General features: G+C 60.1%; 13 protein-coding genes. 2 read left to right on the top strand and 11 right to left on the bottom strand.

Annotation, left to right across the window (positions count from 1 at the left end):
• Positions 1-30: 30 nt before the first annotated feature.
• The 5 genes from E6B08_RS11200 to E6B08_RS11180 all read right to left on the bottom strand — a co-directional run bounded on the left by E6B08_RS11200 (position 31) and on the right by E6B08_RS11180 (position 6,002).
• Entirely contained in the window at positions 31-1,194 is a 1,164-nt protein-coding gene (locus E6B08_RS11200; RefSeq protein WP_136914053.1) for an acyl-CoA dehydrogenase family protein, read from the bottom strand.
• Positions 1,195-1,209: 15 nt separating this feature from the next.
• The gene (locus E6B08_RS11195; protein WP_136914052.1) at positions 1,210-2,757 is read right to left on the bottom strand and encodes an AMP-binding protein; all 1,548 of its coding nucleotides are present in this window, start codon (positions 2,755-2,757) and stop codon (positions 1,210-1,212) included.
• A gap of 830 nt (positions 2,758-3,587) precedes the next feature.
• Positions 3,588-4,544 (bottom strand): tetratricopeptide repeat protein, encoded by a 957-nt coding sequence (locus E6B08_RS11190; protein WP_238349321.1) that lies wholly within the window; start codon positions 4,542-4,544, stop codon positions 3,588-3,590.
• Between the two features lie 464 nt (positions 4,545-5,008).
• Positions 5,009-5,461 carry a GNAT family N-acetyltransferase gene (locus E6B08_RS11185; protein WP_136914050.1) on the bottom strand — a complete coding sequence of 151 codons (453 nt, stop codon included), beginning with the start codon at positions 5,459-5,461 and terminating at the stop codon, positions 5,009-5,011.
• 10 nt (positions 5,462-5,471) lie between these two features.
• Positions 5,472-6,002, bottom strand: coding sequence for a GNAT family N-acetyltransferase (locus tag E6B08_RS11180; protein ID WP_192938646.1), 531 nt, complete (start codon positions 6,000-6,002; stop codon positions 5,472-5,474).
• Between the two features lie 219 nt (positions 6,003-6,221).
• Here E6B08_RS11180 and E6B08_RS11175 point away from each other — a divergent pair, with 219 nt between their 5' ends.
• Complete coding sequence (locus E6B08_RS11175) at positions 6,222-6,596, top strand: DUF4440 domain-containing protein (RefSeq protein ID WP_136914048.1); 375 nt, start codon at positions 6,222-6,224, stop codon at positions 6,594-6,596.
• 449 nt (positions 6,597-7,045) lie between these two features.
• On the opposite strand, the gene E6B08_RS11165 is transcribed toward E6B08_RS11175, so the two are convergent.
• From E6B08_RS11165 to E6B08_RS11140, 6 genes are all read right to left on the bottom strand, one after another.
• The gene (locus tag E6B08_RS11165; protein ID WP_136914047.1) at positions 7,046-7,558 is read right to left on the bottom strand and encodes a GrpB family protein; all 513 of its coding nucleotides are present in this window, start codon (positions 7,556-7,558) and stop codon (positions 7,046-7,048) included.
• A 75-nt stretch (positions 7,559-7,633) separates the two neighbouring features.
• Complete coding sequence (locus E6B08_RS11160; protein WP_136914046.1) at positions 7,634-8,176, bottom strand: AAA family ATPase; 543 nt, start codon at positions 8,174-8,176, stop codon at positions 7,634-7,636.
• 121 nt (positions 8,177-8,297) lie between these two features.
• Positions 8,298-8,591 (bottom strand): hypothetical protein, encoded by a 294-nt coding sequence (locus E6B08_RS11155; protein WP_136914045.1) that lies wholly within the window; start codon positions 8,589-8,591, stop codon positions 8,298-8,300.
• 55 nt (positions 8,592-8,646) lie between these two features.
• Positions 8,647-9,225, bottom strand: coding sequence for a hypothetical protein (locus tag E6B08_RS11150; protein WP_238349320.1), 579 nt, complete (start codon positions 9,223-9,225; stop codon positions 8,647-8,649).
• 10 nt (positions 9,226-9,235) lie between these two features.
• Complete coding sequence (locus E6B08_RS11145; RefSeq protein ID WP_136914044.1) at positions 9,236-9,673, bottom strand: DUF3592 domain-containing protein; 438 nt, start codon at positions 9,671-9,673, stop codon at positions 9,236-9,238.
• Between the two features lie 242 nt (positions 9,674-9,915).
• Positions 9,916-10,785, bottom strand: coding sequence for a DMT family transporter (locus E6B08_RS11140; protein WP_136914043.1), 870 nt, complete (start codon positions 10,783-10,785; stop codon positions 9,916-9,918).
• A gap of 121 nt (positions 10,786-10,906) precedes the next feature.
• On the opposite strand from E6B08_RS11140, the gene E6B08_RS11135 reads away from it, so the two are divergent.
• Positions 10,907-12,289 (top strand): PLP-dependent aminotransferase family protein, encoded by a 1,383-nt coding sequence (locus E6B08_RS11135; RefSeq protein ID WP_136914042.1) that lies wholly within the window; start codon positions 10,907-10,909, stop codon positions 12,287-12,289.
• Positions 12,290-12,341: the final 52 nt, after the last annotated feature.

The raw sequence follows: 12,341 nt of genomic DNA, 5'->3' as shown, positions 1-12,341 counted from the left end.
AAAAAGGCCGCCGCAAGGGCGGCCCGTCGTTCAGGCAGGCATCAGCACGCCTTTGGCGATGGTGTTGCGCTGGATCTCGCTGGTGCCGGTAAGGATACGCATCATCCGTGTGGCGCGGAAAATCCACTCCACCGGATGGCCCTGCATCAGCCCGGCACCGCCGTGCACCTGCACCGCCTTGTCGGCGATGCGGAAGGCAGCCTCGGAGACGAACAGCTTGCACATCGCCGCCTGGGTGCGGATATCGCCCCCTGCGTCGTTCACCTGGGCCGTGGCGTAGACCATGCTGCGCGCAGCGTGCAGCTCGGTGGCCATGTCGGCGATCATGTGGTTGACCGCCTGGAACATGGCGATCGGCTGGCCGAACTGCTTGCGGCTGCGTGCATGCTCGATCGACAAGTTCAGCGCCAGGCCGGCCATCCCCAGCAGGGTCGGGCAATGCAGCAGACGGTTGAGGGTGATGCGCCCCATGGCCAGTTTGAACCCCTGCCCCTCTTCACCGATCAGGTTGGCCACGGGCACGCGCACCTGGTCAAGCACGATGTCGCCGTGGGCACCGCCACCGGACATCACCGAGTAATCGCTGTCGATTCGCACACCCGGCGCGTTGAGGTCGACGAAAAACGCCGAAATGCCCTGGGCGCCTTTCCCCGGCCCGGTCACCGCCAGCAGCACCGCCAGGTCGGCGTAGGAGGCGCCAGAGATGTAACGCTTGCAGCCGCTGAGCACATAGTGGTCGCCGTCGCGGCGCGCCTGGGTAGTAATGGCGGTGGCATCGGAACCTGCCTCGGCTTCGGTCAGGGCAAAGCACACGGCCTTTTCAGCGCGGCACACTGGCTTAAGAAAGGTCTCGACCTGGTAGGGGCTGGCCACCTTGAACAGGTGGCCGACGCGCGGCGGCCCCGACAGCTCGCCCAACACGTGTGAGGCAAGCATCGAGCCTGTCAGCACCGTGGCCTCCTTCACCGCGCAAAGGTCGGCCACGTTCAGGCCGGCTCCGCCCATGCTTTCGGGCAGCATGACGGTGTACAGGCCCTGCTCGCTGGAAAGTTTCCACACCTGCCGCAGCACCGGCTGGGGGTGCGGGCGCGCCCAGTCCAGCTGTGCCTGCTGTTCCAGCGGGCGTACCTGATCGCGGACGAAACCCTCGATCGCTTCGATAATCTGCGCAGCCTTTGCACTGGGTTGATACATGGTGATGCTCCCGGGTCAGATACGACGTTCGCTGTGTTGCCAGTAGGTGTCCCGGACCAGGCGGCGCACCACCTTGCCATTGGGGTTTTTCGGCAGTTCGCTGACAAAATCGACGCCGCGCGGTTTCTTGAAACCGGCCAGCGCACGGCCGCAACGATCGATCAGCTCGGCGGCCTCCAGTTGCGCCCCGGGCTTGAGTACGACCACCGCGCGCACCGCTTCGCCCCACTGCGCGTCGGGCACGCCGACCACCGCCACCTCGAACACTTCGGGGAAACCGTAGATCACCTGCTCCACTTCGCTGGGGTACACGTTGAAACCGCCGGAAATGATCATTTCCTTCTTGCGATCGACGATGAACACGTACCCCTGGGCATCGACTGTCGCCAGGTCGCCGGTAAGGTAGTAACCGTCACGCATCACTTCGGCGGTGAGCGCCGGGGCACGCCAGTAGCCCTGCATCACGTCGGGCCCCTTGACCACGATCTCGCCGACTTCACCCGGGGTCACATCCTCGAATGCCTCGTTGACCACCCGCAGGTCGGTCTCGAAGTAGCACCGCCCGCAGGAGGCCAAGCGTTGATAATCGCCGTCTTCCACCAAATGGTCCTGCTCGGTCAACACCGTGACCAGCGAACAGGTTTCACCGGCCCCGTAACCTTGCGCGAGAATCGGCCCGAACAGTTCGATGGCCTTTTTCACCAGGGCAGGTGCCATGGGCGCGGCGCCGTACATGACCAGCTTCAGGCTCGACAGGTCGAAGCGTTCGACGCCGGGGTAATTGACCAGGCGGTTGATCATCGCCGGCACCAGGAACAGCCGCGTCACCCGTTCGCGCTGAATGGTCTCCAGCAACAGGCGGTCGTCATAACGATCGAGTAGCAGGTTGCAGGCGCCCACCGCCAGCAGCGGCATGATCTGCATACCGCTGGCATGGGTGATGGGCCCCACGTGGGCCATGACATCGCCTGGCCCGGAGCGCCGTGTGGGGCTGGCAATGCTCTTGCGCACCAGCGCCTTGCGGTTGCCGAACGACAGCATCGCAGCCTTGAGCACGCCGGAGCTGCCGGAGGTGTAATGCAGCACGGCCAGCGCATCGTCGGCCGGGTCCAGGCCCAGCGGAGCCTCACTGCCGCGCTCTAGTAACGCGGCATAACCCAGATCACCGCCCTCGTCTTCCAGCACGATCAGCTGGCGCAGCAGCGGCAACTCCGTGCGCCGCGCTGCCAGCGCCTGGGCAAAACTGGCATCGGTGATCAGTGCAACGCTGCAGGAGTCTTCCAGCACCCGCACCACTTCATCCACTGACAGCCGCGCATTGATGGGCACCTTGACCATCGCCGCCTTGTACAGCGCCACTTCGGCTTCGACCAGCTCCACGCGGTTGGCGGCGAGTATCGCCACATGCTCCCCGACACCCACGCCTAGCGTACCCAGCGCTGAGGCCAAGCGGTTGCTGCGGCGCTCCAGTTGGGCGTATGTGACGCGTGCCTGGCTGTCCGCCACGGCGATGTGGTCCGGCCAGTAGCGGGCACTTCGGGTAATGATCGTTCCAAGGTTCACGTTGTTGTTCTCGTCGACAGGAAGACATCGACGATGCTAATCAGGCGAACGCGTGCAGATGAAATACAAGATTCAGATGTGGGCCATAACTTTATTGGCTGGCGTAAGGCCCAGACATGTTGGGGCTGGCGATCGGTTGGGATAGGGCTGTCATTGTCTGTGGCAGCGTTGTTTCATGAGGGAGCGATTTCGACCCAAAGCAGACCCTCACAGCGCAATCTGTAAAATTCTCCCGGTGCGTAGATCGGTGGAGCATTTGCCAAACCGTCGTCTGAGTTCATGGTCGGCCTACGGCCGTAAGGAAGGGCGGATGCGTCGAACATCTATCACCAAGACCACCAAATGCATCACGCCATCTGCAGCATCCGAGGACAAACAAAAAGTTAAGGGCTAGTAGCGAACGACCTTAAGGTCGCAAAGTCGTCTACGTCACTCTGGCTTTTCGGCCCGCCCAGGTCCGGGTCGTCCATCACCACGCCGATGGCGATGCGCTCGATGCGCGAGAAGCGCTGCATCAGCGACAGCGCACCAGCACCAGCACTAGCACGCCTGCGAAGTTCATGGCCTATATCAGGCCGGCGGCGCGGGCGCAGCCGCCCGCATGCACAGCCAACTTCGACACCAGCTCGGTGAGCTGAGTGGCGATGCTGATGTACGGGATACGGTGACGCATCGCGTACTTCGCCGAATGTGTCGACAGATCGTTGTGTCGGCACGGCAATCTTGCTGATCTGCTGATCGGGCGGCAGGCTCAGGTCACCCTGTATGGCTGCAGTACCCCAGCGCCTCTCTCAATAGTCGTTGAGGATTCGCCGCAAGGTCATCGCGGCTCAGGCCAGCAACCGGTCGATCAACGCCTGTTCGTAATCGTTGAGAGGCTGATCCTCGTAGAGCTTGTCGGAGGCCACGATCAGCGCCTGGCCCTCGATCTCACGCCCACTGTCGCCATATACATGCCCAAGATTCTCCAGCGACTGCAGGTTGCCGTGCAGAGAGAAGGAGATCAGGTACCAGCGCTCGGCCGCCTCGAGCTCGCCCAGGCGGTGATAGGCCACAGCCAGGTTGTGCTGGGCGTAGACGTGGTCGGATTGTAGGGCCTGCAACAACGCCTGCTTGGCCTGCTGATAGTCTTCGAGCTGCAAGTACAGGAGGCCAAGATTGTTATAGCCGTCGACATTGCCCAACTCGGCCGCGCGCCGGTAAGCCTGCTCAGCCTGCGGATAGCGCTCGGCATGCAGATGGACGTCGCCGAGCAGGTTCAGCGCCTCCGGATGATCGTGGCGCACGGCGTTGTTGAGGTGCTCGACGGCGGCATCGTGATCGCCATCCTGGTGTGCCATGCTGCCAAGGTAGAAGTGGCTGCGGGGACAATCGTACTCGGCGGCTTCCTGGAAGTATTGGCGGGCGGTGTCGTGATCACCTTCCTGGAAGGCCATGCTGCCGAGGTTGCAGTGGCTGCCCGGATAATTGTGCTCGGCAGCCCTCTGGAAGTGTCGGCGGGCGACCTCGTGATCACCGTCCTGGTAGGCCATGATGCCGAGGTTGTAGTGGCTGCCGGGATAATCCCGATCGGCGGCCATCTGGAAGTGTCGATGGGCATCGGCGCGATCGTCACGTGCCAGGCTCACCGCGCCAACGCCATTCATCCAGCGTGCGTCGGCGGGACACGCCTTGGCAAGGATCTGGAAGCACTCCTGCGCGGTGTCCAGATCCTGCTCGCGAAACGCCGCCCAGGCCTGCTCATGGAGCGCAGTCGCTTGCTCGTCACTGAGCGTTTTTTTATTCATGAACCACATGGTATTTCCTTCCTTGCGAGGGCCGACCATTCTAAAGGCGTGTATGGAAGCCAACAAGGCAATGGCTCTGCTGGGCAGGTTCGAGCCTTACTAGCTACACCCAGGTAGCAGCGGCACGACGCACTGGCGCGTGCCCTGAGCATCAGCGGTGTGGCTCCGCAGCGGACGCAGCAGCATCGCGGGAGGATGAAAAGAGCGCCAGCGACGCGCGCCGCTCCACCCTACCAGTTAGCCCCCGTGCAGAGCGCCAATCATCAGTACGAGGGCAAGCAACTACAATGCCTCCAAGATATCTGTGCTGACATGCAGGCGCGGCAGGGCAACAGACCGAACTATCGTTTCATTCATACGCTGAGCATCCTCCCTGTTTACGACAAGTCCTCCACGTGGTGAAGGACTAGGATGACTAAACAGAGCAACGGTCGCTAACGACCCAGACGGAACATAAAGGGACGTCAAACGGTCAAATCCTTGATCATTTTTAGAACCTCATAACTACCTGTGACGGATGTGCGAACAAATCTGTCGCAAACACGGAAACCACAACTTAAGTAGCATCTGATGGCACGCATATTGGTTGACCGCACGTTTAGCGTTACTACCAGCAGGCAGTGGTCTCCAGCCAGTTGATCAAGCGCAAGCTGTATGGCACGTCGTCCGATCCCTTGCCCCATCAGAGCGGTGTCACCCAGGAGCACGCCAAGGCTGGCATGGGCTGGATGGTCGCAGGACTCTACCCAGATCGTGCCGATGTCTCGCCCATCGACAACGATAACTTGCCAGAGCAATGCCTTTCGACTGGGTTGTGTTCGTGCCATGTAGTGCAAAGCACGCGCATCAATTGCCCAGCGCTCCAGCGCCGCTTGATCGGCCTGAGTGAATGCACGCAGAGCGACCTGTTTCGTCATGAATCGAGCATCAAGCCATAGCGGGTAAGCGGGAGGGGTTCACCATTTTCTTCAAGATGCGTTGGCTTTCTGCCTGCGCTGAAAAACCATGCTTGCAGTAAAAGCGTGTGGCTCGCTCGTTGCCGTCGAGCACCCACGCACAAACCTGTTGATAGCCATGGCCCATCAATGCCTGCCGGGCCTCTGCCCAAAGAGCCGTACCAATACCACGTGCCCAGCATAATGGGTCGAGGTAGATTGCCATCAGTTCAGCAGTGCCGGTGGGAGCATCCTGGTCACGGCTAGGGCCGAACGAAACCCAGCCAATCACTTGCCCATCCAATTCGGCGACGCGAATTGAGGGGCTGCCCGACTCGATTGCCTGCTTCAGGAACACCACACGGCGTTCCACACTGGTGTCCAAGGCGCTCAGGTATCGTTTCGACAGCAGCCCTACGTAGGCGCTTTGCCAACTGCGGATGTGAAGGATGGCTATGGCAGCGGCATCATCACTGACAGGCTTGCGGACAAGGAGCTTGGGTAACAAGCTGATGCTATCCATGAGATCAGACCTAAAAGGGTACGCCTTAGGCATGCTGCATGCGCCATGCCAGTTGGCGAGTTACGATCATGTAGCGCTTGTAACGGCTAATCAGCAGCATTGCCCTGCTCCCCAGCCGCGCAAACTGTTTCGGCAGTGTTGCCAGACCAACAGTGACGGTTTGGTTCCATCCAGCCATGCCTATCGGGGGGGTATGTTTCAAACAAGAGGGTCAACAACATGAGTGTTTCGAAGGCATGGCCGGAGTCAGCCATCCACGCGCTGGAAGTACGTCTGCTTGAACGCAAGACTCGCCTTGATCGCGACATACTGAACAGCTTGCTGGCTCCAGATTTTGTAGAATTTGGCGCGAATGGTGTCGTCTGGAACCGAGCACAGATCATCGACGCCTTGCTGGAACAAGACTTTGTCCAGCGTCAGATCTATGATTTTCAGATACGCATCCTTTCCGAAACAGTGGTGCTGACCACCTATCGATGCGCTGTTCTTGATCCGAGCGGCGGTAGCGAATCTTTGAGAAGCTCAATATGGCGCCAAGTAGGAGGCGATTGGCAAATGGCGTTCCACCAAGGAACGGCGAGGGCAAGAGAATAATACATAGCGCCAGCAGTTGAATGGCCGCTATGGGTCGAAAGCAGACACCCGCAACCATCAGCTCTTGACCCATACCAGATCGCTTCGACTGTCTAATGCAGCCAATGTAACCTTGGGCTTTGCGTGTACCGCTCAGGGCTATAAGCTGGAGTTTTCAATTCCGATTAGCTTTGCCAAGAGGCATCCCTTTGTCTTCAGATCCTCTCTGTCTCGTATGTATACCGACGCTTGTATCACTGTTAAAAGCGGCCGAGGAGCGAAAAGGCACACCGCTCAGTGAGGATGAGGTGTTGAGATTCGAGATAATGCAACCGCGACAGCGGTGCCCTTCAGTGTGGCTTTGGCGTTGGAGAAAGAGCGGGGGTACGAAGACATAGCCCCAGAAGAATGCTGGAGTGAATGGCAGCGAGTACGCTCAGGCATCTGAGCAACCGCACCATGGCGGCCCATCACCCTCGCCTGTTATCGACCTCAAGCAACGCCGCGATAATGAACGGCCCCTTTTTCTCCAGATACTCGGCCATTCCGCCGATATTGGTGGCTTCCAGTTTCATCTTGAGGTCTTGATATCGCTGCCGAAGGGAGGCGTCGCTCCTGAGCAAATCTCTGAATGTCAGCATCTGGATGACTGAACGGTGACCACGCCTGCAGATGTGAATCTTGTGGGTCCGTATCTCGCCAATATTGCGGCGGTAGAAGTGGTGTCCTTCCGACAGGTCACTGCCGCGCACATACCCCAGCGTCAGAAACACCTCGTCTCGCGCTGCCTCATTGCGATGCTCTGAAACCTCGATCAGCACATCGATCTCAGGCTTGGCTGCAAGTTGCGGGACAGCCGTGCTGCCTACAGGGTGCATGGCGACAAGCTCATCGCCGAATGCCGAGGCAAGCAGCACTTTGTCCGCCTCGTACCGTTGCGGCCATGCAGGGTCGTAGGCCGTGATCTTGCTGGTCAGCGCCATGGGGTTTCCTTGGACAAAACGTTCTGATGCGACTTCACGGCAGGCGCCTGCCGCCAATCAAGCGCGATCTAACATCTAATGACCTTGCACAACCTGATCAGGCTGCGTGCCGATGCTCGCGAGAAAAACATCGGCTTCCCGATTGGATCGCAGGCAGACCACGCGACAGCCCGACGGGACCGTCGCCACGAATCGCTTGATCGCCTCTCGAGACGAGGTTTTCGTTCGCCACATGAACCTGAAAAACTCCGGCAGGTTGGCCAGCAGTTCCGGACAGTTGTCCGGCAAGTCAGGCCGGGATCGACCACGGCTCAACATCGTTCTGAGGAGCACGCGCCAGAATCGAAGCGGCGCCGAGCGATCAATCCATATCAACATGTCAGCACGGGCCAGCCGGTTGTTCCATGTTGTCGAATGCCCGCCTTCGAAGATCCAGCGCTCACGGGCCTCGACCTCATGACAAAGACGTGTCTTCTCGTCCCGGCTGCGCTCGACCCACCCTGGCTGCCAATGAATCGTGTCGATATGCACGACCGGCAAGCCTGTGCGCTCGCCAAGCTTACGCGCCAGGGTACTTTTCCCAGACCCTGGCTGACCAATGATCATCACCCGCTGCATAGAAGCTCCCTCTCGACATGCCTGCTGAATTTAGGGCGCGCGATTCTACGGCAATGGGCGACGCGGTCAACTGCAAGCGCACTCGTGCTCTGGGCGGCCGTTGCTACGGGACAAGCCCACCTCAATGTTCGTCACAGACCGCCTTCAGGCCAAGAACAGTGGTTGGCGTTTGGCCAAGCTGGGTACGGGTAGCGACGACCATATTGGCACCGCTGTCACCTTCAAGATGATAGGGCTTGCCTTCGCACACTTTTTTGGCCTTTTGATTAATATTTTCCAGCAGGCCTTCCCTTGAATTAAAGATGCTGCCGTGGCTGGTTATCATGAATTGGCCGGGGGCAACTTCGTTGGCGCCTGTAAATGTGCAACCCGTTAGGCTCAGGGTGAGGCTTGCGATCAATGCGAACTTTTTCAAAGGATTGGATCTCAGGTAAGCGGTGGCGAAAGAGGGGGAAACAAGGCGACCGTATTCAAAACAGCCCGCCCAAGGAAATCGTCGCGCCAGCACCGGCCTGTAGCCCCATGTTGAGTCCAGCAGCCATGATCACGCCTTTGGCCGAGCGCAGCAGGCGCACTGCGCTGTCGTGCGGCAGAAGTAAATTGCCCACCGGCGTCAGCGTAGCGGCAGTCATCGCCAACAGCTTGGCATCCAGACCGAACAACATCGCCGAGCCGCTGGCGCCACCGAGCAGCCCCACCCCGCCTTCGATGAACACACAGGCACCTTCGAAGTCGTCGCGAACCAGGCCACGCGCAGCGACCGAGTCGGCCACCAGCACCCTGCCGACTGCGGGAAAGTCCTCGCTGGCGCCCGCCGCCCCAATACTCTTGCCACGCACATGCAAGTTGACCTTGCCAAAGCGCGGCAACCGCGCGCCAAGGCCGACGCCGACACCCAACGAACCGTAGCGAAACTGTTGATCGACCCCCAGGGGATCGGTGAGGGTCAGCGCACCGCCAGCAGCAGCGGCGAAAACCACGGTCAAACCGCCTCCGCTGGCGGTCTTGTAACGCCAGTCACTGACGCTGACGGGTAATGGAATCTGCATCTGAATATCCTTATACAGGCCGCGCCATCCGGCGCTGGCGAATCCATGCAGCCAAGTGATAGCCGCCTCCTGAGGTGAATACGAGAGCGAACAGGCCCGCCAGCAGGCTCGCTCCCCATAGCGCGCCTCGGTCATTGATCATCGCAGTTGCAGCGGGCGCTTCGGGGCGGTAGAACACGCCCACCCGATCGCCTACCGCGTAGCCGAAGATCAACCCGCTTTCGGGGTAGCTGACCACCCTTCCCGTGGCGTCGGTGAAGTCGATTTGTGGATGACTGCCGCCTGCGTTTAGCGCGCTGACACTTCCCTGGGCGCGGTGGGCTTGGCTCAGAAAGCTAAGCCGGTCTTCAACCAGCCAAAGTGTGAGGTAGAGCAGGCATAGGCCCAGCGGAATAAAAATAAGAGCCCGGAGCAGGTCGCCCCGTGGCGAGGATGGCGTCTCGGCCATGACAGGTTCCTTGAATCGTCCTTGAAACGCCGGCTATTGCAGTTAATTTGCGGGACGCTGTCAAGCGCGAAGACAACGGGCGTGGCGACCCCGATGACACGTTTGCCTGGGGCGAAACGACCACCCAGGTAGCCGGTGATAGCGGCCCCGAGCACGATCAGCGGAAACGGCACGTTGAGGGCGAAGATGGCCACGAACGCGGCCCCGGCGATGGCGGATGCGTCCGAGCCGTGGAGTTTCATCTACCGGGCGTACCTCTTCGCCCCGGCAACACAGATAACAGCACCCAGCGTCACCACAAGCATCATCCAGCTGACGTGCTCATGCAACAGCAGCGCTGCCAGCCCAAGCCCCATGAACGGCTGCAGGAGTTGCAGTTGGCCCACGGCTGCGATGCCACCCTGGACGAGCCCTCGGTACCAGAACACAAACCCGATCAACATACTGAACAGTGAAACGTAACCGAAGCTGAACCACGCAGGGGCGCCGACCTTCGCGAAAGCATCCGGCGCGGGAAGATGCGTGATGGTCAACAGCAGCATGAACGGCAACGCCAGCAGCAAGGCCCAACTGATCACCTGCCAACCACCCAACGTCCGCGACAGACGCGCCCCTTCCGCATAACCCAGCCCACAGACAACCACCGCCGCTATCATCAACAGATCGCCTACCGCCGACGCCTCTCCTCCATTCATCAACGCATAGCCAACGACCAGCCCGGCGCCGAGCAACGAGAACAACCAGAACAGTGGCCGAGGCCGCTCACCGCCCCTGAGCACGGCAAATCCTGCGGTACAGAGCGGCAGCAGGCCGACGAACACGATGGAATGGGCAGAGGTGATGTGCTGCAGGGCCAGTGCCGTGAGCAGCGGGAAACCGATGACCACGCCAAGCGCTGTGACCGCCAATGACGACAAATCACCACGTTCAGGTCGAGGTTGGCGCAGCACGAGCAGAAAAAGCGCACCCAGCAAGGCGGCAATCGTTGCCCTGGCACAGGTCAGAAACGTCGGTTCGAAGGCCGCAACTGCCACACGGGTTGCCGGCAAAGACCCGGCAAAGATGGCGACGCCTATGAAACCGTTTATCCACCCGCTCGTTGATTTCTCCATCGGTAACTCCTCGGTAAGCCAGGCTTCAGTACATCACTGACACGCTCACCAAGGCCACGTACAATCCAATACAGTTGAACAGAACTGTTATGCATATTAATCCAGCACAGTTGAGGGTGCGATGAAACGGACCGGAACGCGAATTCGAACGGTCATGGGTGAAATCCAGTCCAGGATAGCCTCCAGAACCTACACGCCAGGTGCGAGAATTCCTTCCGTCCGCGCGATGGCTCAGACCATGCAAGTATCGGTTTCGACCGTTCTCGAGGCCTATGAACGGTTGATGGCAGAGGGTGTACTCAGCTCTCGTCCTGGCTCCGGCTTTTACGTGGCGGGGCCAGTGGCACCGTTGGCACTCACCGAAATCGGCCCCCGACTCGACCGTGAGGTCGATCCGCTGTGGATCTCGCGCCAGTCGCTCGAGACCTCCAGCGATGCCTTGAAACCAGGGTGCGGGTGGCTACCGGCTTCCTGGATGTACGAAGCTGGCATGCGCAAAGCGCTCCGAGTCGCTGCGCGTTCAGACACGTTGCACTTGGCCGAGTACGCTTCTCCGCTGGGTCATCCCCCGCTCAGGCAGTTTCTGTCGCGGCGGCTGGCAGGTATCGGGATCGAAGCCCCTCTGGAACAGATCATGCTCACGGAGTCCGGCACCCACGCCATCGACCTGATCTGCCGCTTCTTGCTGGAACCGGGAGACACGGTCCTGGTCGACGACCCCTGCTATTTCAATTTTCACGCACTGTTGAAAGCCCACAGGGTGAACATCGTGGGCGTACCCTACACGAGGACAGGCCCAGACATCGATGCGTTCGGCGCGGCCCTGCTACAGCATTCTCCCCGGTTGTACATAACCAACTCCGGCATCCACAACCCTACCGGGGCGACCCTGTCTCCGGTGACGGCCCACCGGCTGCTGAAACTGGCCGACACCTCTGACCTGGTGATCGTCGAGGACGACATCTTCGGAGATTTCGAGACTACGCCCGCCCCACGACTGTCTGCCTTCGATGGCCTTTCTCGCGTTATCCAGATCGGTAGCTTTTCCAAGACCATCTCCGCTTCGATTCGATGCGGCTACATCGCGGCTCGCGCTGAGTGGATCGAGCGCCTGGTCGATCTCAAGATTGCCACGACATTCGGCGGTGGACGCCTGGCGGCGAACATCATCCATCATGCCATCACTGACAGCGGGTACCGAAAGCACATGGACAGTGTGCGTCTTCGCTTAGCCGAGGAAATGGACAGAACGGTCGCCAGGCTTCAGGCCATCGGGATCACGCCGTGGCTGATTCCCCAGGCCGGCATGTACGTCTGGTGCCAACTCCCTCAAGGCAAGGATGCAGCGACACTGGCCAGGGCTTGCTTGAGGGAGGGCTTGGTGCTCGCGCCCGGCAATGCTTTCAGCCAGTCGATGACTGCCGGCGACTTTCTGCGTTTCAACGTTGCTCAATCGGGTGACCCGAAGGTCTACGACGTGTTGAAACGAGCGCTGGGCAGTTAGGCGCGAGCCAGAACCGTCCCTTGACCTTTCTTTCACTCAATTTTCACGCCCA

This window comes from Pseudomonas putida, assembly GCF_005080685.1.
In the GTDB taxonomy this organism is placed as follows: domain Bacteria; phylum Pseudomonadota; class Gammaproteobacteria; order Pseudomonadales; family Pseudomonadaceae; genus Aquipseudomonas; species Aquipseudomonas putida_V.
Note: the sequence above shows the minus strand (reverse complement) of the source record. Positions and strands in the feature narration are given on the sequence as shown.